This is a genomic window from Aliiroseovarius conchicola (assembly GCF_041403445.1).
Lineage (GTDB): Bacteria > Pseudomonadota > Alphaproteobacteria > Rhodobacterales > Rhodobacteraceae > Aliiroseovarius > Aliiroseovarius conchicola.
On the sequence record NZ_JBGEHL010000008.1, the window covers coordinates 137670 to 157881 of the forward strand.

Below are 20212 nucleotides of genomic sequence, written 5' to 3' on the forward strand. Positions count from 1 at the left end.
GTGATGATACAGTCCCTCACCCTTAATCAACATATGCGTGCCGTCATGGTCTTGGGCATGCCTCTGGCAGCCTCACACCTGGCCCAATTGGCAGTCGGCGTGATCGATACGATTATGCTTGGTTGGTATGGGATCGAAGAGCTTGCTGCGGTCACGTTGGCCAGCACGCTCTTTTTCATGTTCCTTATCATGGGATCTGGTCCGGCATGGGCATTGATGCCTTTGGTGGCCGAGGCGTCGGAGGCAGGCGATGATGTTCGTGTACGCCGGGTGACACGAATGGCGCTTTGGTTTTCGGTCGGCTTTGCATTGTTGGTGCTGCCCTTCATGTGGATGTCTGCGCCGATCCTTCAGGCCATTGGCCAAGACACCGAGCTTAGCTTGTTGGCGCAAGACTACTTGCGAATTGCGGGTGTTGGCCTTGTCCCGGCATTGGTTGTCATGTCGCTGAAAAGCTACCTATCCGCATTAGAACATACCCGGATTGTCTTGTGGGCGACAGTTCTGGCGGCTGCGATGAATGGTGTGATCAACTATGCGCTTATCTTTGGCAATTGGGGCGCGCCAGAGCTTGGCGTTCGGGGGGCAGCCATCGCGTCTGTCATAATCCAAATTGCGTCCGGAATCGTTTTGGTCATCTACGCCCAGAGGTTGAACCGCGAACAAGGGTTGTTCATTCGACTGTGGAAACCTGACTGGGACGCATTGCGCACCTTGCTTCGGCTTGGCATTCCCATTGGACTAACGACATTGGCAGAAGTTGGCATGTTCGCAGCCTCGACAATCGTTGTTGGATTGATTGGGACATTGGAACTGGCGGCACACGGGATTGCCCTTCAAATTACCGCTGCTTTCTTCATGGTACATCTGGGTCTGTCGAATACAGCCACCGTAAGGGCAGGGCGCGCGCTGGGCCGTAAAGATGAAGCGGGCCTGCGTCGCGGCGCATTGGCCGTCACTTTGGTGTCGTTGATATTTGGCGGTTTGACGATCTTTTTATTCTTGGGAATACCCGAGCCGATGATCAAGCTCTTCCTCAATCCCAACGAAGTCCGCACGACCGAGATCGTCGCCTTGGGTACTTTGCTTTTGATTGTCGCCGGGTTGTTCCAACTTGCTGATGGTGCGCAAGCGATTGCTATGGGGCTGCTTCGGGGGGTGCAGGACACGCGAGTGCCGATGATCATCGCAGCACTCAGCTATTGGGGCGTTGGGATCGCCATGTCTTACGTGCTTGGGATTAAACTGGGATATGGGGCCGTCGGGGTTTGGATTGGGCTTCTTTTGGGCCTGACCTGTGCAGGCATCTTCATGTCGTGGCGGTTCTGGCGCAGTTCATCACGCATCGGCGGTCCAGTGCCGACCTGACTTGACCAAAATCAGCGGTCTTTCAACCGATCCGCTTTTTTGCGCACCAAAACGGTGCGTAGATCATGCATCGACAACAGAAGATCATCCGTCACACGCTCCAGCGCATCCGGTGTAGCGCGGGTCTGCGCCCAGTGCGCGGTCCGGTTCAGGTGCTCCACCGTGCGCAGAATGTCGTCTATGTCACGCGCTTGCAAAGTGATTTCTCGCTCCGCGATCCACGCATCAATAGCCCGCTCATCCTCGTCAGTCAGCGTGTATTCGCCCTGTGGCCGGACCTCACCATTCTTGATGTTCACGGCCGCGATCTGGATCAACTCCAATGGTCGCTGACGGTTTTCTGTGCTGACGCGAAACACGAACGCTCCGTTGTCTCGGATGCGGAAAAAATACTCGGGCAGTTCGGTGCTCATATCAGGTCCTAGTTGTCAGGCCATCCGCTTAGCTTAGTGATGCACAGAAGGTTTGGATACGTGTGCATGCCTCTTTCAGGGCGTCGTCAGACGTGGCGTAGCTGACCCGGAAGTTTGGGCTAAGGCCGAACGCTGACCCAAACACCACGGCGACGCCAGTTTCTTCCAGCAAAGCTTTGGCGAAAACCTCGTCATTGGCGATCAACACGCCGCCCTTTGAGGTCTTGCCGATACAGCCTTTAATCGACGGATAGACGTAGAATGCGCCGTCCGGCACGGGGCACTCGATCCCGTCAGCTGCATTCAGCATCTCGACCACCAGGTCCCGCCGACGTACGAACGCTTTGTTATTGTCTGCGATGAAATCCTGCGGTCCGTTCAATGCCTCGACGGCAGCCCATTGGCTGACAGAGCAGGGGTTTGACGTCGACTGCGACTGGATTTTGCGCATGGCGGTGATCAGTTCAACGGGGCCCCCGGCATAACCGATGCGCCATCCTGTCATCGCATACGCCTTTGAGACGCCGTTGCAAGTCAATGTGCGGTCATAGAGGCCGGGCTCAATCTCGGCCGGTGTGCAGAACTCAAAATCATCATAGGCGAGATGTTCATACATGTCGTCGGTCATCACCCAAACTTGTGGGTGACGCATCAAGACATCTGTCAGCTCTTTCAACTGCTCACGTGTGTATCCCGCACCTGTCGGGTTCGAGGGTGAGTTGAAGATCAGCCATTTCGTTTTCGGCGTGATTGCGGCTTCTAACTGTTCAGCCGTCATCCGAAACCCAGTTTCGATCGGGCACTCAACAACGACAGGCTCTCCGCCTGCCAGCAGAACCATATCCGGATAGCTGACCCAGTAGGGGGCTGGGATGATCACCTCGTCGCCGGGGTTCATCGTCGCCATCAGCGCGTTGTACAGGATCTGCTTGCCACCGGTCCCAACCGAGATCTGGTTCGGCGCATAGTCCAGCCCGTTTTCGCGCTTGAACTTGTCGCAGATCGCCTGTTTCAGCTCAGGCATCCCATCGGGGGCAGTGTATTTCGTCTTGCCCGCATCAATTGCGGCTTTGCCTGCAGCCTTGATGTTTTCGGGCGTGTCGAAATCCGGCTCGCCTGCACCAAGGCCAATAACGTCACGGCCGGCGGCCTTCAGTTCGGCCGCAAGGGTCGATACAGCGATGGTTGGTGATGGTTTTACGCGGTCAAGTGTCGCGGACAGGAAAGACATGGCGGCCTCTGTTTGTATATTCGTACAAGTTCTTCTAGGGTCCGCCGCGATGCCATTCAAGCCAGAACAATGGCGCACGCCCGGTAATGTTAGGAAATACGAATGGATGACTTCATGCAGGACGACGATTGGTTTTCGGAAGAAGCCGCAACATTTGGTGATCGCCTTGCCGGTGCCCGCGAGGCCGTTGGCATGTCGCAGACAGAGCTGGCGCGTCGTCTGGGCGTTAAAGTCAAGACACTGCGCGGATGGGAAGAGGACCTGAACGAGCCGCGCGCCAACAAGTTGCAGATGCTCTCGGGGTTGTTAAATGTTTCGCTTCGGTGGCTGCTAAGCGGCGAAGGCGAGGGAGTTAATGAACCTCAGGCTTTTCCGGATGATGCCCCGGAAGTGCGCGATCTTCTGTTGGAAATCCGGGATATCAAGGCGCAGATGTCACGTTCGGCCGATCAACTTGGTCGCCTAGAGAAGCGTCTTCGCAAGCGTTTGGATGGGGGCACTGCGTGAGCGGTATGCCCATGGATCACCTGAAAGAGACGCCGGGCGCGCGTCCGGGGGAAAGTCGGGCGCATCGTATCAAACGGTTGGCGATGCGATCAATGCGACGTGGCATCAAAGAGATGGACATCATCCTTAGCCGATACGCCGCCGCACAGCTGGACAGCATGAGCGACGACGCGCTTGATGTTTACGAGGCGCTTTTGGGTGAAAATGACCAAGACCTGTATCAGTGGGTGTCGGGTCAACAATCACCTCCGGCACAATTTGCAGATCTTGTTGCGCAGATTGCCGCTCAGCCTTTCGTCCGCTGATTTCGTAAATTTGGTCGGCTTTTTGCGAAAATTTTCAGCAACTACCGCCCGCATTTAACTGAATGTTCTCATTTCTCGCCAAATAGTCTGGATTGTAACCAGGTCGGAGAAACGGATGAGCATGCATTCCCCAATTGGGCAAACCAGTAACCAGACATTTGTGTACCAGTATCTTGAGGCGTTGGCGCTTGTCGAACGCCTGCATCGTCTGCTGCTTGATGTCATCAAAGATGAATTTGAACGGGTCGGCGTTCTGGAAGTGAACGCTGTGCAAGCGTTGCTGCTGTTTAACATTGGTGACAACGAAGTCACGGCGGGCGAGCTTAAAACGCGTGGCTATTATCAAGGATCGAATGTGTCCTACAATCTTAAGAAACTTGTCGAAATGGGGTATATGCATCACCAGAGATGCGAAGTGGATCGCCGCTCTGTGCGTGTGCGCCTGACCGAGAAGGGGCGTAATATTCGTGATACCGTCGCGGGACTATTTGAGCGACATGCAGACGGTCTACAGTCGCGTGATGTGCTTAGCGCTTCAGGGATTGAGGATATTAATCTAGCTCTCAAACGTGTCGAACGATATTGGACGGATCAGATACGCTATATTTACTAGACAAGCATAGGTGACAGCGGGGCAGGTGTTGCAGGTTCAGTCGTCCCGCGCATCCGAGACGACCATGCCCATCAACTCGCGTAACAGTTTGCGGACCATTGCATCCTCGTAGTCGGAAAAGTCCGCCGCTTGTTCGACAAAGCTGCCAATGCCGCTGATGACCAGCTCTTCGTAATAGCCCTTCAGATCGGTGTTGCCATCACCGTTGCCAATCACCAACCCGTTGACCGTGATCGCGTTGAACCCTGATAGGTACCGAACATCCTGTGGGCGCGGGCCCGTGTTAGCAGGTCCGTCGCCGGAGATATCCAGCGTATGCGACCAGCAGTCCTGGCGCGCAAGCAGCCGTTGTCCGAACAACATCGCCGCGCCAAGACCTGTGGAGGGATCGGCCTCAACCCTGCGGGTGTTGCGCAATAGTGCGGCGACCGCCGCCACTTGATCGGGTCCGGTGATGCTTACCCAGTTTTGTAAGATACGTTGATGAGTGGGACCACTCCACTCGAATACAGAAAGATCAATGGGCTGGGACGGCACGGCCAACAACGCATCAATCACATCTGGGTGTTCCAAGGCGGCTGCCAAGCCATCCAGTTGCAGGCGATACTCAGCCACGTCGACCGATCCCGATACATCAAGGCCTAAGGCAAGCGCCTGTCGGCATGTTGGTTCGGCGGTTGCGACCACAGCCGTGCCGCAACTCAGAGCCACGCCAAGCCCCATGCCCAAAAGGGAAGGCCGCCCATATCTCATCACCAGTGACCGGTATTGTCCATGCTGACCCAGGGTTCTGCCGGCGGCAGGCGATCGCCTTCCTGTAGCAACTCGATCGAGACATTGTCAGGCGAGCGCACAAAGGCCATGTGTCCATCGCGCGGCGGTCGATTGATCACCACCCCGTTTTCCATCAGATGCTGGCACATCTCGTAGATGTTCTCGACCCGATAGGCGAGATGTCCAAAATGCCGGCTGTCCGACGGCAATCCATCATCGCCATCCCAATTATAAGTCAGTTCCACCGGACATTCTGATTGCCCCGGAGGCGATAGAAACACCAACGAGAACCGTCCCTGCTCATTGTCGATCCGATTCTTCTCTTCAAGTCCCAACAGCTTGAAAAACCGAATGCTTTTCTCAAGGTCTTTGACACGTACCATCGTGTGCAGGTAACGAATTTTCATCTCAGTTCTCCCGATTGATCCGCGGTTTCGGGGCCAGCCTATCAGGTCAGACAGCAGAGTGAAGGAGAAACACCAGATATACGGCATCTGGCTGTTTTGCGATGGCCCACAACTAGATATAGTGGCCGGGCAACCAAGAGACGAGAGATTCGACATGCCCCTGAGCCCCGAACAAATCCGCGAAATTGAAGAGCAACGCAGCACATCAGGCCAAACCTTGCGCGCCGTTAGCGAGGGGATGGAAAAGCACCTCTATACCGCGCATGAAGTGCTGGACCACGGCTTTGTCCGCGTCATCGACTATATGGGCGATGACGCCGCGATTTGTCAGGCCGCGCGCGTGTCTTACGGCAAGGGCACCAAATCGGTGCAGAACGACGCAGGGCTGATCCGCTACTTGATGCGTCACTGGCACTCGACCCCGTTTGAGATGTGCGAGATCAAGCTGCACGTCAAACTGCCCGTTTTCGTGGCCCGCCAGTGGATCCGCCACCGGACCGCGAATGTGAACGAATACTCGGCGCGCTACTCGATCCTTGACCGCGAATTCTACATCCCCGCACCCGAACATGTCGCCGCGCAGTCGGTTGTGAACAATCAGGGCAGGGGCGCCGCGCTGGAAGGCGAGGAAGCCGCGAAAGTGCTGGACATCCTGAAGGCCGACAGCAACCGCGCCTATGATCACTATGAACAGATGATCTCGGACGAGGGCCAATTGGGCCTCGCGCGCGAACTGGCGCGGATGAACCTGCCCGCCAACATCTATACGCAATGGTACTGGAAAGTTGACCTGCACAACCTGTTCCACTTCCTGCGCCTGCGCGCCGACCACCACGCCCAATACGAAATCCGCGTCTATGCCGACGCGATCTGCAACATCGTCGCCGACTGGGTCCCCGCCGCCTATGGCGCGTTCGAGGATTACCGTCTGGGCGGCGCCAACCTATCGGGCCGCGCCATGGACTGCGTGCGCCGCATGCTGAAAGGCGAAGAGGTCACGCAGGAGAACTCCGGCATGTCGAAGGGGGAATGGCGGGAGTTTGACGCAGAGTTGAAGCGGTGAGGATGACATGCTGCTCCGGCCAGTATGGTGCCAAGAGTTCGAGAAATAGTTCGCGTTCCGCAGCTGATTTTGACATATGCTGGACGGAGTTCCACTCAAAGGAGAGAGTCGCGTAATGATCGCCCTTGGTAGAAAGCCGAACTTAATCAAGCCGGGCCCGTATTTAGAGCGGGACGTTCTCGATAAGCATGTACTACATCTGAATAAGCAGTACGCCCGTCCGGCAAGCCGCAGATTGAATCGCAAAATTAATGCAGTGCAGCATCGCGATGCTCTGGATGCGTTGGTGCTGTCCGAGACCAAAGAGGACACTGAGAACCGTGCAGAGCCTTCTTATTCTGGTTTTCTAAGTAAGTTGAATGCCAAGTTGCGCACGCAGCTTGAGGTTAACGTCTCCGGGGACAATGAACGCGCAGTATTTGAGCAGCTTCGCACAGCTCTTTTGCAGACTGATTGCGAGGATGAACGGACAAGCATTCTGAAGCGGCTGCCGACACAAGATATCCACCGAATGCAGCCCGGATCCGAATGGATCGGAGACTTCATCTCTGCGACCGTGATTCAAGGTGCTTTGGACAAAGCAGGTGTTACGATAAGCAGTGGTGATCGCTTTTTTGACTACGGATGTTCAAGCGGGTCCCTTCTTCGCTTATTGGCTTATGTCTATGATGATGTTTCGTTTGTAGGTACAGACCCCGTCAGATCATCAATTGATTGGGCGCGAACTCATCTGACTTTTGATAATCTTGAATTCCACCATCAGGATCAGACAGCGCCAATTCAAGCGCTGCCGAATGAAAGCGTGGATATCGCGAGTGCCGTTTCCATATTCTCTCATCATGGGATGAGAGCGTGCCAACAATGGCTAAAGGAGTTGCATCGTGTTCTTAAGACAGGTGGGGTTGCCGTCATTACAACGCATGGGATTGGATCCATCCGTTATTACAACCGAATCAAGTATAAGCCCCTGGACCGATATAAACGGCTGGCTTTGCATCTTCTGGCGAATGGATATGCGTTTGAGGAGGTTTGGCTGCAGGTGGATGACGTTGGAAATACGGCCACAGAAGCAGATTGGGGCACAACCTTTTACAGCCAAAAAAAAATGCGCCAGATACTAAAAAGTCACTTTGAAGTTTTGTTTTATGCATCGCGCATGAACCAGGGCAATCAGGATGTCTACGTAATTCGAAAAACCTAACATAGCCTGGTCATCCGAACGTGGAAAACCCCGCCGAGTTTTCACTCCGCGGGGTCTCTCAAATCACAATGATCAGAACCGATCAATCGGCCAGTTCAAGGTCCACGGCAGACGAGCGGCCGTCGCGGCCCTCTTGCAGGTCGTAGCGGACTTTTTGGTTGTCAGCGAGGCCTGTCAGGCCCGAACGCTCAACAGCTGATATGTGTACAAACACATCGTTGCCGCCTGCTTCCGGGGCGATGAAGCCGAAGCCTTTTGTGGTGTTGAACCATTTTACGGTGCCGGTTTGTTTATCGGACATTGCCGTCTCTCCTTACGTCATGTCCCTGCGGTGTGCAGGGTCTTCAAGTGCAGTCAGGTATCGTCCGACTGCTTGGAAAGAGGCGGTAGATAGTTCTGTCTTACACCGCTCAAATGGGGCAAAAAGTGCAAAAAATCAAGTGTTCCGTGCGAATCTGCCCAGTTTCGGTATGATATTGCGTCCTTTCGTTTGGCGCGCATTCAGGTCATAACGGGCGCTGGGTGGCATGTTGCCGCCTGTGTGCGACAGGATTGTGACGGGGAATAATATGCGCATTTGGGGACTGAAAAACTGTGACACAAGCCGCAAAGCGATGAAGGCGTTAGAGGCCGCGGGGCACAATATCGACTATGTAGATGTGCGGGCCGATGGTGTGGATCGCGCGGATTTAGAGCGGTTTCACGCGGCCTTTGGCGAGGCGTTGGTGAACAAGCGTTCGACCACGTGGCGCGGCCTGTCTGATGACGAACGGGCAGGGGATCCCATTGCATTATTGGCACAGCACCCGACCTTGATGAAGCGGCCAGTCATCGAAGATGGCGACCAGTTGACGTTGGGTTGGGACACAAAAACGAGTGATAACTGGTTGGCGAAGGCGCGCTGATCGCCTATCTGACAGGAAATGTAGGAGGTAACGTATGCGCAACGCTGCACTGGTATTAGGGATCATCGCCGGAGTTTGGGGCATGATCGTTGGGTTCTTCGGATATGGCTACACTGAACTGATTGACCGGGTCGGTGAACTTCCCGACTTGGCCGAACAGGTCGACCATCCCGGCCGGATCCGAGCATTTGCGTTGATCGCGCCCGTATTGGCATTGGCGGGTGGTGCGATGGCGCGCTCGTCCGCTCAGATCGGCGGCGTTCTCTTGCTGCTGTCCGCTGCAGGCATGTATTTCGCTTTTGGATATGGTGTCTTCACCATGTTCCCAATCGCGTTGGCCGGGCTAGGAGGGATTTTGGCTTTGGTCGCGACCAAGCCCGATCCACATTAGGTGTAATTAGTGTAGTCTTGGCAGACGTTATCACTCTTAACCTTGAGTGGTGGGTCTTGGGCAAGATGCTGTGGGCCATGAACACTCAGCGTTCAATTATTGATTAAAGTAACCCGGGCAAGCCGACCAACGGGGTGCCTTGATACGAGTTATTGCAAGGCGCCGTCAGATGGACATCTTCTTGAAGATAAACTCAGGGATGCTGCGGATGACCAACATGATGTAACGCCAAAAGAACGGTGTATAGATCACGTTTTTCTGCTTATCGACGGCCTTCAGAATATCCGCCGCGACTTTCTGGGGTGAAGCGACAAGAAACATCCCTTCGATCCCCCATGTCATCGCTGTATCCACAAATCCCGGCTTGACCGTCACCACATGTCCGCCAGCGCGCGTCAGGCGGTTGCGCAAACCCGAAAGATAAGTGGTAAAACCGGCCTTCGCGGAGCCATACACATAGTTTCCAATCCGCCCGCGATCCCCGGCAACAGATCCAACACCGACAACAGTGCCCGCGCCACGCTCCTCAATCAATGAGGCAAGCATGGTCAAAAAGCCAGCCGGGCCGATATGGCTGTCCAGCACAACGCCTTCGATCAGCGCAGGGTCCGCATCAATTGATGCTTGATCTGGCATCGAGCCTACGAAAACGGCCGCATTAATCACACCTTCTTGCTTGGCCGCATAATCGATTATGGGCTCGAAGGTTGTTAGATCACGCGCGTCGAATTTCATTGCGACGGCCTCGGTCCCTCTGAGGGAAAGGTCGCTGGCGGATCGTCGTAGATCTTCCATGTCCCTGCCTGCAAGAACGACACTCGCCCTGCGGTCTGCAACCGCCTGAGCAAAGGCGCGCGCCATCGACGAGGTGGCGCCAAGGATGATCCAGCACTGGGGTTGATCGGCATTGTTCATGATTGTTCCTCAGCGCTTCGTAAATCCAGACGTCGGGTCATATCGGTCTCGAACCGGCCCTCTGGGTCGGTCTTGTTGATGAGTTTTGCCCAATCTGCATGTTCCGGATACATCGCCTTGATCGCGGAACCTGACGCCAGCGCGTCCTTTGCCAGATACAAGCGTCCGCCCGCATCGACCGTCATATCTTCGAGCATCGATATCAATTCAACGGCGGCCGGTTTTGCGGGGAAGTCAACGGCTAGAGTATAGCCCTCCATCGGAAAGCTCATATGGCCAGCGCGACCGGGTCCCATACGCTTTAAGACCGCAAGAGGGGAAGACAACCCAGCGCCGGCGACCAGCTCCAGCATCGCTTTAAGCGCATCAGTTTGGTCCAGTCCAACCACGTTCTGAAACTGATAAAAGCCACGTTTGCCGTAAAGCTTGTTCCAGTCATGGATCTTGTCTAGCGGAAAGAAAAAATCATCGATCCGTTTGACGGTTGACCGACCCGAAGCCGGTACACGTCGATAGTAAGCAGCATTAAAGCTACGCACGATTGGATTGGATAGCGCAAATCCAGGAGCGTTGATTGGAACTGATTTCGGGGTTTTGGCCTTGGGCAGGAGCCCCGCCGCCAGTTCCGCCTCTTCAATGATCCCGCGGCCGAGATCGCCGCCGGTAGCTGTTGTATCCAACCATCCCACGCAATAGGTGGCACGGCTCTGATCTAGAAGCGAGATGTGTTCATCCCAACCCGCTGCACGTCGTTCTGTCACCATCATGACGTCGCCGGGGCAGGGTTTGAGCTGCAACTTGGCTTCGGCGATAACACCGGTCTGACCGATACCCCCAATCGTGGCGCGAAACAGCGCTGAATTGCGTTTGGGGCTGGCAACGGTGCGTTTTTCACCGTTGAGCAGAGTTATGGACAATACATGCTGTCCGAAACTGCCCTCGTTGTGGTGGTTTTTGCCATGAACGTCGTGTGCGATGCAGCCGCCAATGGTCGCAAAACCTGTCCCAGGCATAACGGCTGGCAACCAGCCGCGAGGGGCGAAGACATGGGCCAGATCACCAATGGTGATCCCTGCCTCGACCGCTACGACACCGGCCTCTTGATCAAAATCGATGATGCGATTCATGCGGGTCATGTCGATGACCCGGCCGCCATCATTCAACGAGGCATCGCCATAGGACCTGCAATTGCCAATTGCAGGACAAGGCGTGTCCGCGGCAATTGCTGTCAGGTTGCGCGCGCGCTCGGGCCGGGCCATGTCGGCGGTCGCGGTCAAGACCCGCCCCCAGCCCGCATACGTACTATTTTTCCAAACCATGTGATTGCCTTAGAGATAAGCGTTCGGCGATTGGAAAGATTAGGAAACCCAATCCAATTGCGAACCAAAGAGTTGTTACGCGAATGATGATCGTCGCTGGCAGGCTAACGTCGAAGGGCACACCCTCGAGCGCAAGAAGCGCAACCATCGCTGCCTCTGCGCCACCCACGCCACCGGGTGCACCCGTTAGGCCGCCTGCCAGCGTTGAGAACACGAATATTGCCACGGCCTTTGCAAAGCCAATGTCGGCACCCATCCACATGAGAAGCAAGTGAAAGGCATAACCTTCGGCGATCCAGCCGATGACGCCCAAAATTGCTGCGACAGCCATCAAAGTTGGAGAGGTGAAAGCAGACAAAGACTGAGATGCACGGCGAAGCTTGGCCCAAAGGCGGGCAAATCGACCGGTGACTTTATGACCAAAGGTCGCCAGCCATCCCAGAAGTTTCGGGCGCGTTGCGGCGAACGCAGCAACCAGTGCCAATACGGTCACGGGCAAACCGCCTGTTATCCCAGTCGCCGAAAACGCAAGCGCCAGACCCAGTATGACACCCATCGCTGACAAGTCAGATGCGCGGTCCACCAGTACTAGGGGAGCTGTTCGCTCGAAGCTCCATCCTGTTTCGCGACGTAGCCAACGCATGCGGACAAGCTCTCCGACCCGACCAGGGGTGGCTGACATGGCAAATCCGCCAATGAAATGGCGTAAATCTTGAACGATATGAGTGGGCAATCCCAAACGGCGTGCAAAAATATGCCAGCGCAGGCCGCGGAAAAGATAGTTCACAAGGCTGAGCGCCAATAGGATGCCGAATTGCGCTGCGGTGAGCTTCATTAGCTGCGTGCGTGTCTCGTGCCAGCCAGTCGCCGCTGCAAGACCGATCAGGCCGACCAGAACCAGACCAAACAACCCAACCAAGACAAGCATATCGCGCCCCTTGCGGTTCGCGACCTTGCCCGCAGATTGTTTCCCAGCGGTCGACGGTATTGGGTCGGAGGTACTCATTGTCATTGCCCGGCTTATGGCGGGGGATTGAGGCGAGAATATGAAAGCTTCAAAGTAAACGCGAGGAAAAAAGACTGTGATTTCGACGCAGTTTGCTTACCTCTATTTAAGTGAACGCCCTCGGGCATTGCGTCGCAGTCCGATCAGTGAAGTCAGTTCTTCAAGATGTCATTGAGAATGAACGCGCTCGATGCCTGTTTTGTTATCTTTCCGTAAATATCCCCGCCGGAGGCATGAAATCTTACAGTATTCTAGCTGTGTTGCTCAGGCTTCATGTTGGGCAGGCTCGGTTGGGGACGATCCGACCCTTGCGCTGATCATGTCAGACATGAGCTGTCCTTCATACGCGCGCAGTTCCGGGTGTGCCAAAGGTTGCGGAGTAGAGGTGATTCCGGGGAAAATCGCTTCCAGCTCAGTTGCTTGGGCGTCGGTGATCGTACCCAGCGACATATCCCCCATATGCAAGGTCTCAGCAGGGCAGCCATTGGCATAGACCACATCATGTTGGTCGAGCGCGATGTGCCAGTACTCCAGATCCGCGATCTCATCGCCGCACTCGTAGATACTGTCTCCGTTCACCAAGCTTTTGGCGCTTGCGAAGGCGGCGGTCTGATCTAACAGTAAATCAAGCTCGGGCCCCTCAAGCAACAAGCGATGCTGTGGGGAAAGCTGCAGTGTTTTTGTTGGAACGCCGGGTGCCAAACTATCTGCCTTAAGCGCGATTGGTTCCAACTGCGAGTTTCCACGTCGCCGATCCGACGCCACCTTCGAGGCTGCGATCCAGCGTAATGGTTGCAGCCCATTGTCTCTCGTCACGAGCATATCCCCAACGCGTATCTCTTCGATACGTCGTGGCCCAGCGTCGGTTAGAATTTCGGTACCGCGTGCGAAACAGACTTCGTTTTCACCGAAAATGGTAATGGTCACCTGATGAGTGTCGACGACAGGGGATCCATTAACGGTCGTGTTGGTGCCATTCCATGACGTGTCGGTGACGCGCACATTGAATGTCACATCAAGGCTTTGGCCTGCATCCAATCCATCCAGCGCCGGGTCATCGGAGTTGAAGGTGAAAGTCCAAGTGTAACCACCTTCACCATTTGCTGTGTTTTGGTTGATTGTCAGCGTACCAAAGCTAGGAGCGGAAAGGACGGTATAGCCGCCCGCAACCCACGCAATCGTACCGGGCTCCGTATTCGTCACGGTATTGCCAACACTAACGCTTCCGGTTCCGATAAAGCCTTCGTTGACGCTTGCTGTTGTTGGCCCGGATAAACTAACCATAACTTCACCTATCTACTTTTGTGCCAACAACCTAGTTCAGACGGAAACGAGATTCAACGAAATCCCTTATTTTCATAACTATCTACGATAGGTAGAGGCAAACATTATCCACTCATTACTTACACGGCTTCATGGCAATTCTAAGAAGAAAATTCGCCTAACCGACCTTTCCCGCGCGAATCCGCCATTTCTCGGTGGTTGAGGCCCGATGCCATTCCAATATCTTCTTCTGTCCATTGTGAATTCTTAGCGTCTTCACGCTGTCGGCCTGGATGGTCGATTTTATGTTCTCGATTATTTCCTTGCCATGCCCCCAAGGCGCCATGATGTCCATGATCCAAAGCTGTGATCCAGAACGCCATTCCTCGAATGTATCAAGCCCACTACCCGAGATGTGCTTTTGCTCTGCATCATCGTTCAACATGCCCCATGTGACCAACCCGCGTGGCACGTTGTTGGCGCGGTAGACATTGAACTGTTTAAGGTAGACGGGGGGCTCAAAGGCCTTTGCAATCGCGCGCGCAGACCATTTTCCATAAAGGTCAGAATAAAATGACAAGAATGCCACCTCACCGAAAACACGCAGAATATCGTCATTCGGATAGAGGGGGGAAACCTGAATAAATCCGCCTTCATCGGCCGTCTCGTCGGTTTTCATTTAGCTGTCCTTGCGAGTTTCTTGGGCGTTGCCTGTTGTTCGCGCCACACTCTATCCATATTACGACGATATTCTAGGTGCTCTGAGTTAACGGGAGGCAAACAGTGGCGCGTGATGGGCGAGACGATGAAAAGGTTGATCTGGACACACCCAAGCCCAGGCAAGACAGTCTGGGGCAGGTGCACCTAAAACCCAGTGCTGGGTTTCGTGGCTGGCTTGCCAAGGCTCGCATATCACTGGCGTTTAACACCTATCACATCGGAAAATTATTCATGATCGGCATTGATGAGGCCGGGAAGTTCATGTTTTCCGACGCCAATTTCCAACGCTCCATGGGGATCGGCGTGCACAATGGTACGCTTTGGATGGCGGGCTACAAGCAGGTCTGGCGGTTAGAGAATTTTCTGGACAGGGGGCAGATGTCGCAAGGATATGACGCGATTTTTGCTCCGATTGGCGCGACCACCACTGGGTATATCAACCTGCATGATGTGCGTGTCAGCGACAGCGGCGTCTATTTCTCGTCCTGCCAGTTCAATTGTATCGGACGTTTGCACGAGAAATGGAGCTTTGAGCCATTGTGGAAGCCCCCGTTCATCAGCGAATTCGCGCATGGAGATCGCTGCCATCTTAACTGCTTCGCTCTCGAGGATGGCCGCCCGAAATATGCCACCTGTTTTGCCAACACCGATAGCCTTTTCGGGTGGCGCGACCTGCCAAAAGACCAGCCCAGTGGGCTTTTGATGGATGTGCAGACGGATGATATTCTGTGTGACGACCTGCATATGCCACACTCCCCTCAGCTTCACCGGGATCGGCTTTACGTTGCAAACAGCGGGTTCGGAGAGTTTGGCGAGGTTGACCGAGCGACCGGTGTTTATCGCCCGATTTGCTTTATCCCGGGCTTCACCCGTGGGCTGGCCTTTTGGAAAAACTACGCGCTGGTCGGGGCGTCCCGTCCACGCCATGACAATGTGTTCGAGGGCAATGACGGCACACCGCTTAGCCAGATCCTCCGTGATCGAGACCTTGCCCCAGAATGCTCTATCTCGGTGGTAAACCTCGATACGGGCGAAATTGAGCATAAGATGGTGCTGGAAGGGGTCGCTTCGGAAATCTACGAAGTTTGTATCTTACCGGGCATACGCAAACCGCATGTCGTGGACTTAGAGAGCGACGCGTTGAACACAATGTTCCGCCCGTCGCGGCTTAACATCTAATCCGACGTTGATTTGGGGTGCGAAGGCTCGCAGTTCGAGCCTTCGCTAAGTTCGACAGCCTTACGCGACGATCGTCGCTTCGGTTGCGGCGCGCAACTCGTCCTCGGATACACCATCGGCGGTCTCGATGATCTTCAGACCACCTTCGACCACGTCCAGCACACCAAGATTGGTGATGATACGATCCACAACGCTTTTGCCGGTCAGGGGCAGGGTGCATTCCTTCAGCAACTTGCTGTCGCCGTGCTTGTTGGTGTGATCCATCACGACAACCACGCGGCCCACACCAGCCACCAGATCCATCGCGCCGCCCATGCCTTTGACAAGCTTGCCGGGGATCATCCAGTTGGCCAGATCACCTTTTTCGTCGACTTCCATCGCGCCCAGAATGGCCATGGCGATCTTACCGCCACGGATCATACCAAAGCTTGTCGCACTGTCGAAATAGGCGGTCTGCGGCAGTTCGGTGATGGTTTGCTTGCCCGCGTTGATCAGATCGGCGTCGATCTCGTCCTCGGTGGGGAAGGGGCCCATGCCCAGCATGCCATTTTCCGATTGCAGCGTGACCTCCACCCCTTCAGGGATGAAGTTGGATACCAGTGTCGGGATGCCGATGCCAAGGTTCACGTACCAGCCGTCTTGCAGTTCCTGTGCCGCGCGGGCGGCCATTTGGTTTCTGTCCCAAGCCATGATTATGCCTCCCGTACGGTGCGTTGTTCGATGCGCTTCTCGTGCTCACCTTGAATGATGCGATGCACATAGATGCCCGGCAGGTGAATACTGTCAGGGTCAAGCGAGCCGGTTGGCACGATCTCTTCCACCTCGACCACACAAGTCTTGCCACACATAGCGGCTGGCGGATTGAAGTTGCGGGCCGTCTTGCGGAACACAAGGTTGCCGGTCTCGTCCGCTTTCCACGCCTTCACGATCGAGAGGTCAGCAAAGATGCCTTCTTCAAGGATGTACTCCTCGCCGTTGAAGGTCTTCACTTCTTTGCCCTCGGCAATCACGGTGCCTACGCCGGTCTTCGTGTAAAAACCGGGGATGCCGTGACCTGCGGCGCGCATACGTTCGGCCAAGGTGCCCTGCGGGTTGAATTCCAACTCCAGCTCGCCCGAGAGGTACTGGCGCATAAACTCAGCGTTTTCGCCCACATAGGACGACATCATCTTTTTGACCTGCTTGGTTTGCAAGAGGATACCAATGCCAAAATCATCCACGCCCGCGTTGTTGGACGCAAAGGTCAAATCCTTCGCACCATTTTCCTTGATCGCTTCCAGCAGAAGCTCGGGGATGCCGCACAGGCCAAAGCCACCGGCGGCAATCAGCATGCCGTCATGCAAAAGCCCGTCCAGAGCTTCAGCGGCGCTGCCATACACCTTTTTCATGAAAGTTCCCTTTCGTCAGTTTCGAGCTTGTTCTGGCGTGAGGGCGGGAAGGAGTCAACGAAACACGGGGGGAATGCTGTGTTTCGGGTATTTCTACTAGTCGGTTGTTGAAGGCCGGAATGGGTTGCGAAAGTCAGCTTTGAGCCCTGACTGTCGGATGTCGCGCCGGGCACCAATGGCCGCTTTCAAGCGAGGCGAGGGTTTTGATCACCGTTAGATCACGAAGTCACCCGGGCCAATTGGTACATCGTGTACCTTGGGGTGGCCGCATGGTGGCCGTTTCAGTGGTCTTGGCTGCAAACATGACTAGCCCCCTGGTTTTGACAGTCGGAAAAACAGGCCTCGAAATCTGGGCATAAGCAGCAGCCCAAAGAAAATCAGATCCAGAACGGTCTGGACGACAGAGGCAGTATATGGATCTCCGCCTCCGTTGAATTGTTCAAATGCGATGGGCTCGCCGATCAAAGTGAGGTTCGTAAGAGCACCAATGTGATCAACGATGGATAGGGTGAAGTAGACAATCGTAAGCGTCCAGACCGTGAAGCCCCGCCACTACCAAACTGCGATGGCGAGTGGGATGACGAAGATTGCGGTCACGACGTCAAGGATGGCGGGCTGCATCCATCCCGCCGGATCAATGTCGTTTGTGACACTGGTGATGAGCGGGATCGCGATAAAGCGGATCAATTGGGCGAGGATCCAGACAACGAGACCAACAAGGAAGATCTTGCCGGATCGACCGAGGTCGGTGGCATGGTTCGGTGGCATTTACATGCCGTGCCTCGCATTGTGTTGGTTTTCTAGGAAAACTATGGCGCGGGACGTCCGGTCACGTAGGTGTAGGATTCACGTATCAATTGCAGCACAACGTCCAGTTCTTCTTGCGTCGTGGGCGTATAGATCATCACAAACCCTTCCCAACCGGGCCTTTGATCGGCCCAAGGGTGCGGCGTCGCCCAACCGGCGTTCACCGCAGCGCGGGCCAATTCGGGCTCCAATGACGCGTGCAAACTGCCGTCGGGGTGGACATGTGCGAATTCCCGCCCGCCAACGATTGCATCGGGATTGGCAAGACTAACATCACTGTCCAACTGGAACCCAACAGCCCCTGGCAAGGACACGCGTGTCGCGCCAAGTGTGACGCCAGACAGCTTATCCACATGTTCCAACATCGCTGCGGTGAGTTCTGGAACGGGCTCAATGTCCAATTGGACATGAGGGACGCCGTTGGTGGTTTCAGGGCGCGGGCCATCGCGATCCGGTAAGGGCGCGTCTTGGGCCCAGACAGACGCGACGCCGGCGAAAAGGGTCGCCGCGGCCAAAATGGTTGATCGTGTTGAACGTTTAGACATTCTGATTTCCTTTGATATTTGGCCGCTGCGGTTGATCTGGTGGTTATTCGGCATGGTAGGCTTGGCTGACTGCGAAACTGTCTTCGAACCAGTTCCAAAGCGCAACTTGGCCGTCACGCACCTTAGCACGCAGGGCAAAGGTGAAATCACCAATTTCTTGGCCCGACTTCGTTGTGGTCCCGTTCATGTCGCCAAAAATCGCCACCGTGTCGCCAGAGGCGAGGACATCGGTATTTTCCCATTTGGTGGTTTGAAAATTCTCGCTGAACACGCCAAGGAAGGCAAAAATCTCATCCTTACCATCCCAAGGGCCAATCCACGGAAGGGTTGGGTCACCCGCGTTCAGCCAAACCATATCGTCAGCCATCAGATCGGCCATCGCACCCATGTCACCGCTTCCCATCGCACCCATAAGGGCCATGACGGTGTCAAGGCTTGCCTGACTTTGATCATCGTTTGACTGTGCCGTTGCGGCCGAAGCAAATGTCACGCCTGTTGCGGCCGCGACGGAGGCTTTTATTGCTTGTCGTCTGTTCATTTTCAGTACTCCTGTTTCGTTAAATTCTAGCGGCCAGAAAGTTGCTGCAATGCACCTGCCCAGTCTTCGACATGGTAGGAGCGGACAATTTTTCCGTCGGCAAGTTCGTGGATATCGATGGTCATGATGTCAAAGCTGCGGCCTTCACCGTCGACACCGAAAAACGGCGCAACGGGCGTACCTGTCGCGCGGCTGCGCACAGTGACGAAATCACCGCTTTCGTGCATGTCTTGGATGGCCCAATTCAGATCAGGCAAAAGCTGGGCGAAGCCGCCAACCTGACCCAAGAACGCGTCGCGGTTTTTGTTTCCGCCGGAATAGTCACCGACGCTTTCCCATGTGTCTGCTGTTGCCTCAACAAATGCAGCCGTGTGGGTTTCTGAACCCGGGTTGCTGAGAAGGTCATAGAACGCCTTAACAGTTTCTGCATTATCTGCGATGGCTGACGAAGCGATTGATGAGGCGGCGAATGTCGCTGCCGCAAGCAGGGTCTGAGGTGTATTCATCTGAGAAATTCCTTTTAAACGATGTGACGCCCATGCATTTCCGGCGCTCTGTTCGAATAGGATGGACATATTCTGGTTAAATCATAAGATGGGTTTATCAAATTTAACTGTTCGGAATTATTGCCTAATGATTGATCGCCTCAGACAGATGGCAATCTTTGCTAAGACGATTGATCATGGGTCTTTTCGAGGCGCGGCACGCGAACTGCATTTGTCGCCTTCGGTGGTCAGCCACCATGTCTCGCAATTGGAAGAACACCTTGGCGTTGCGTTGATCTATCGCTCAACCAGAAAGTTGACGCTTACTAGTGAGGGTCAACGGTTGCTGACGGCGACGCGCAACATGCTGGACGCCGTAGAAGGCGAATTGCAGGATCTTTCCGCAACTGCTAGCGAACCGAGCGGAGAGCTGCGCGTCACGCTACCGTCAGTCCTGTCACTGTCACACATCACAGATCAGATCGCCGCGTTCTCGCTGGCTTACCCGCGCATCACATTGACCGTTGATTTTTCCGACACGCGGCGGGCCCTGATTGACGATGGGTTTGATTTGGCCATTCGCATGGGACCCAATTCAAAAAACTCTGCGACGTCGCGCACATTGTTTGACGTGCGACGCGTACTGGTTGCGTCTAAGGATTATCTCGCGACGCGGACCGTTGGAAAAGATCCTGCGGCGCTCACCGATTGGGGTTGGTTGGCGCTTGCACCTGTTCAAAACGTTCCTTTGAGTATCCACGCCCTGGTTCCAACCCACCGACTTCCAGTCGGTTCTGCTTCAGCGTGAAAGAATCGTCTTATGATCATACCCTGTAGAAAATGAGCCGCAGCCGGGTCGTAGGCTCATT

26 protein-coding genes are annotated in these 20212 nt (G+C 54.9%); 10 read left to right on the forward strand and 16 right to left on the reverse strand.

What is annotated here, in order from left to right; genetic code table 11:
- Positions 1–3: 3 nt before the first annotated feature.
- Positions 4–1368 (forward strand): MATE family efflux transporter, encoded by a 1365-nt coding sequence (locus V6N04_RS13885; protein ID WP_371170786.1) that lies wholly within the window; start codon positions 4–6, stop codon positions 1366–1368.
- Positions 1369–1379: 11 nt separating this feature from the next.
- On the opposite strand, the gene V6N04_RS13890 is transcribed toward V6N04_RS13885, so the two are convergent.
- Entirely contained in the window at positions 1380–1781 is a 402-nt protein-coding gene (locus V6N04_RS13890) for a hypothetical protein (protein WP_371170787.1), read from the reverse strand.
- Positions 1782–1809: 28 nt separating this feature from the next.
- Entirely contained in the window at positions 1810–3012 is a 1203-nt protein-coding gene (locus V6N04_RS13895; protein ID WP_371170788.1) for a pyridoxal phosphate-dependent aminotransferase, read from the reverse strand.
- 102 nt (positions 3013–3114) lie between these two features.
- On the opposite strand from V6N04_RS13895, the gene V6N04_RS13900 reads away from it, so the two are divergent.
- From V6N04_RS13900 to V6N04_RS13910, 3 genes are all read left to right on the forward strand, one after another.
- Positions 3115–3519: a helix-turn-helix domain-containing protein gene (locus V6N04_RS13900; protein WP_371170789.1), complete on the forward strand. Its 405-nt coding sequence runs from the start codon at positions 3115–3117 to the stop codon at positions 3517–3519.
- A gap of 5 nt (positions 3520–3524) precedes the next feature.
- Positions 3525–3824, forward strand: a complete 300-nt coding sequence (locus tag V6N04_RS13905; RefSeq protein ID WP_371170816.1) for a succinate dehydrogenase assembly factor 2 — start codon at positions 3525–3527, stop codon at positions 3822–3824.
- Positions 3825–3939: 115 nt separating this feature from the next.
- Positions 3940–4437, forward strand: coding sequence for a MarR family winged helix-turn-helix transcriptional regulator (locus V6N04_RS13910; protein WP_371170790.1), 498 nt, complete (start codon positions 3940–3942; stop codon positions 4435–4437).
- Between the two features lie 36 nt (positions 4438–4473).
- Here the strand turns inward: V6N04_RS13910 and V6N04_RS13915 are convergent, their stop codons facing one another.
- The gene (locus V6N04_RS13915; RefSeq protein WP_371170791.1) at positions 4474–5148 is read right to left on the reverse strand and encodes a DUF1194 domain-containing protein; all 675 of its coding nucleotides are present in this window, start codon (positions 5146–5148) and stop codon (positions 4474–4476) included.
- A gap of 41 nt (positions 5149–5189) precedes the next feature.
- Entirely contained in the window at positions 5190–5618 is a 429-nt protein-coding gene (locus V6N04_RS13920; protein ID WP_371170792.1) for a VOC family protein, read from the reverse strand.
- Positions 5619–5772: 154 nt separating this feature from the next.
- On the opposite strand from V6N04_RS13920, the gene thyX reads away from it, so the two are divergent.
- Both thyX and V6N04_RS13930 read left to right on the forward strand, forming a co-directional pair.
- Positions 5773–6681, forward strand: coding sequence for an FAD-dependent thymidylate synthase (gene thyX / locus V6N04_RS13925; protein WP_371170793.1), 909 nt, complete (start codon positions 5773–5775; stop codon positions 6679–6681).
- A 115-nt stretch (positions 6682–6796) separates the two neighbouring features.
- Entirely contained in the window at positions 6797–7882 is a 1086-nt protein-coding gene (locus V6N04_RS13930) for a methyltransferase domain-containing protein (protein ID WP_371170794.1), read from the forward strand.
- Positions 7883–7964: 82 nt separating this feature from the next.
- Here the strand turns inward: V6N04_RS13930 and V6N04_RS13935 are convergent, their stop codons facing one another.
- Complete coding sequence (locus V6N04_RS13935; RefSeq protein WP_371170795.1) at positions 7965–8183, reverse strand: cold-shock protein; 219 nt, start codon at positions 8181–8183, stop codon at positions 7965–7967.
- Positions 8184–8451: 268 nt separating this feature from the next.
- Here V6N04_RS13935 and V6N04_RS13940 point away from each other — a divergent pair, with 268 nt between their 5' ends.
- Both V6N04_RS13940 and V6N04_RS13945 read left to right on the forward strand, forming a co-directional pair.
- Entirely contained in the window at positions 8452–8787 is a 336-nt protein-coding gene (locus V6N04_RS13940; protein WP_371170796.1) for an arsenate reductase family protein, read from the forward strand.
- Between the two features lie 34 nt (positions 8788–8821).
- Positions 8822–9178, forward strand: coding sequence for a hypothetical protein (locus tag V6N04_RS13945; protein WP_371170797.1), 357 nt, complete (start codon positions 8822–8824; stop codon positions 9176–9178).
- A gap of 165 nt (positions 9179–9343) precedes the next feature.
- Here V6N04_RS13945 and V6N04_RS13950 read toward each other — a convergent pair whose 3' ends face one another.
- The 5 genes from V6N04_RS13950 to V6N04_RS13970 form a co-directional block, all read right to left on the reverse strand.
- On the reverse strand, positions 9344–10093 hold the full coding sequence (locus tag V6N04_RS13950) for an SDR family NAD(P)-dependent oxidoreductase (protein ID WP_371170798.1): 750 nt from the start codon (positions 10091–10093) through the stop codon (positions 9344–9346).
- Complete coding sequence (locus V6N04_RS13955) at positions 10090–11412, reverse strand: FAD-binding protein (RefSeq protein WP_371170799.1); 1323 nt, start codon at positions 11410–11412, stop codon at positions 10090–10092. The genes V6N04_RS13950 and V6N04_RS13955 overlap by 4 nt, the downstream gene beginning before the upstream one ends.
- Entirely contained in the window at positions 11396–12418 is a 1023-nt protein-coding gene (locus tag V6N04_RS13960) for a lysylphosphatidylglycerol synthase transmembrane domain-containing protein (RefSeq protein WP_371170800.1), read from the reverse strand. Before V6N04_RS13960 ends, V6N04_RS13955 begins: the two co-directional genes overlap by 17 nt.
- Positions 12419–12682: 264 nt before the next feature.
- Positions 12683–13702 (reverse strand): Hint domain-containing protein, encoded by a 1020-nt coding sequence (locus V6N04_RS13965; protein WP_371170801.1) that lies wholly within the window; start codon positions 13700–13702, stop codon positions 12683–12685.
- A 157-nt stretch (positions 13703–13859) separates the two neighbouring features.
- A complete protein-coding gene (locus V6N04_RS13970; RefSeq protein ID WP_371170802.1) occupies positions 13860–14360 on the reverse strand; it encodes a toxin-activating lysine-acyltransferase in 501 nt (166 codons plus the stop codon).
- Between the two features lie 104 nt (positions 14361–14464).
- On the opposite strand from V6N04_RS13970, the gene V6N04_RS13975 reads away from it, so the two are divergent.
- Positions 14465–15580 (forward strand): TIGR03032 family protein, encoded by a 1116-nt coding sequence (locus tag V6N04_RS13975; RefSeq protein ID WP_371170803.1) that lies wholly within the window; start codon positions 14465–14467, stop codon positions 15578–15580.
- Between the two features lie 60 nt (positions 15581–15640).
- On the opposite strand, the gene V6N04_RS13980 is transcribed toward V6N04_RS13975, so the two are convergent.
- From V6N04_RS13980 to V6N04_RS14005, 6 genes are all read right to left on the reverse strand, one after another.
- A complete protein-coding gene (locus V6N04_RS13980; RefSeq protein WP_371170804.1) occupies positions 15641–16270 on the reverse strand; it encodes a 3-oxoacid CoA-transferase subunit B in 630 nt (209 codons plus the stop codon).
- A 2-nt stretch (positions 16271–16272) separates the two neighbouring features.
- A complete protein-coding gene (locus tag V6N04_RS13985) occupies positions 16273–16968 on the reverse strand; it encodes a CoA transferase subunit A (RefSeq protein WP_371170805.1) in 696 nt (231 codons plus the stop codon).
- Between the two features lie 552 nt (positions 16969–17520).
- The gene (locus V6N04_RS13990; RefSeq protein ID WP_371170806.1) at positions 17521–17736 is read right to left on the reverse strand and encodes a hypothetical protein; all 216 of its coding nucleotides are present in this window, start codon (positions 17734–17736) and stop codon (positions 17521–17523) included.
- Positions 17737–17777: 41 nt separating this feature from the next.
- The gene (locus V6N04_RS13995; protein WP_371170807.1) at positions 17778–18320 is read right to left on the reverse strand and encodes a luciferase domain-containing protein; all 543 of its coding nucleotides are present in this window, start codon (positions 18318–18320) and stop codon (positions 17778–17780) included.
- Between the two features lie 43 nt (positions 18321–18363).
- Positions 18364–18858 (reverse strand): nuclear transport factor 2 family protein, encoded by a 495-nt coding sequence (locus V6N04_RS14000; protein ID WP_371170808.1) that lies wholly within the window; start codon positions 18856–18858, stop codon positions 18364–18366.
- Positions 18859–18884: 26 nt separating this feature from the next.
- Entirely contained in the window at positions 18885–19364 is a 480-nt protein-coding gene (locus V6N04_RS14005; RefSeq protein ID WP_371170809.1) for an ester cyclase, read from the reverse strand.
- Positions 19365–19491: 127 nt separating this feature from the next.
- Between V6N04_RS14005 and V6N04_RS14010 the strand changes: the two genes are divergently transcribed.
- On the forward strand, positions 19492–20151 hold the full coding sequence (locus V6N04_RS14010; RefSeq protein WP_371170810.1) for a LysR family transcriptional regulator: 660 nt from the start codon (positions 19492–19494) through the stop codon (positions 20149–20151).
- Positions 20152–20212 lie beyond the last annotated feature (61 nt).

Coding starts and splice junctions, on each gene's coding strand:
- V6N04_RS13885 (WP_371170786.1), top strand. CDS start 4: ATGATACAGTCCCTCACCCTTAATCAACATATGCGTGCCGTCATGGTC.
- V6N04_RS13890 (WP_371170787.1), bottom strand. CDS start 1,781: ATGAGCACCGAACTGCCCGAGTATTTTTTCCGCATCCGAGACAACGGA.
- V6N04_RS13895 (WP_371170788.1), bottom strand. CDS start 3,012: ATGTCTTTCCTGTCCGCGACACTTGACCGCGTAAAACCATCACCAACC.
- V6N04_RS13900 (WP_371170789.1), top strand. CDS start 3,115: ATGGATGACTTCATGCAGGACGACGATTGGTTTTCGGAAGAAGCCGCA.
- V6N04_RS13905 (WP_371170816.1), top strand. CDS start 3,525: ATGCCCATGGATCACCTGAAAGAGACGCCGGGCGCGCGTCCGGGGGAA.
- V6N04_RS13910 (WP_371170790.1), top strand. CDS start 3,940: ATGAGCATGCATTCCCCAATTGGGCAAACCAGTAACCAGACATTTGTG.
- V6N04_RS13920 (WP_371170792.1), bottom strand. CDS start 5,618: ATGAAAATTCGTTACCTGCACACGATGGTACGTGTCAAAGACCTTGAG.
- thyX (WP_371170793.1), top strand. CDS start 5,773: ATGCCCCTGAGCCCCGAACAAATCCGCGAAATTGAAGAGCAACGCAGC.
- V6N04_RS13930 (WP_371170794.1), top strand. CDS start 6,797: ATGATCGCCCTTGGTAGAAAGCCGAACTTAATCAAGCCGGGCCCGTAT.
- V6N04_RS13935 (WP_371170795.1), bottom strand. CDS start 8,183: ATGTCCGATAAACAAACCGGCACCGTAAAATGGTTCAACACCACAAAA.
- V6N04_RS13940 (WP_371170796.1), top strand. CDS start 8,452: ATGCGCATTTGGGGACTGAAAAACTGTGACACAAGCCGCAAAGCGATG.
- V6N04_RS13945 (WP_371170797.1), top strand. CDS start 8,822: ATGCGCAACGCTGCACTGGTATTAGGGATCATCGCCGGAGTTTGGGGC.
- V6N04_RS13950 (WP_371170798.1), bottom strand. CDS start 10,093: ATGAACAATGCCGATCAACCCCAGTGCTGGATCATCCTTGGCGCCACC.
- V6N04_RS13955 (WP_371170799.1), bottom strand. CDS start 11,412: ATGGTTTGGAAAAATAGTACGTATGCGGGCTGGGGGCGGGTCTTGACC.
- V6N04_RS13960 (WP_371170800.1), bottom strand. CDS start 12,418: ATGAGTACCTCCGACCCAATACCGTCGACCGCTGGGAAACAATCTGCG.
- V6N04_RS13965 (WP_371170801.1), bottom strand. CDS start 13,702: ATGGTTAGTTTATCCGGGCCAACAACAGCAAGCGTCAACGAAGGCTTT.
- V6N04_RS13970 (WP_371170802.1), bottom strand. CDS start 14,360: ATGAAAACCGACGAGACGGCCGATGAAGGCGGATTTATTCAGGTTTCC.
- V6N04_RS13980 (WP_371170804.1), bottom strand. CDS start 16,270: ATGGCTTGGGACAGAAACCAAATGGCCGCCCGCGCGGCACAGGAACTG.
- V6N04_RS13985 (WP_371170805.1), bottom strand. CDS start 16,968: ATGAAAAAGGTGTATGGCAGCGCCGCTGAAGCTCTGGACGGGCTTTTG.
- V6N04_RS13990 (WP_371170806.1), bottom strand. CDS start 17,736: ATGCCACCGAACCATGCCACCGACCTCGGTCGATCCGGCAAGATCTTC.
- V6N04_RS13995 (WP_371170807.1), bottom strand. CDS start 18,320: ATGTCTAAACGTTCAACACGATCAACCATTTTGGCCGCGGCGACCCTT.
- V6N04_RS14000 (WP_371170808.1), bottom strand. CDS start 18,858: ATGAACAGACGACAAGCAATAAAAGCCTCCGTCGCGGCCGCAACAGGC.
- V6N04_RS14005 (WP_371170809.1), bottom strand. CDS start 19,364: ATGAATACACCTCAGACCCTGCTTGCGGCAGCGACATTCGCCGCCTCA.
- V6N04_RS14010 (WP_371170810.1), top strand. CDS start 19,492: ATGATTGATCGCCTCAGACAGATGGCAATCTTTGCTAAGACGATTGAT.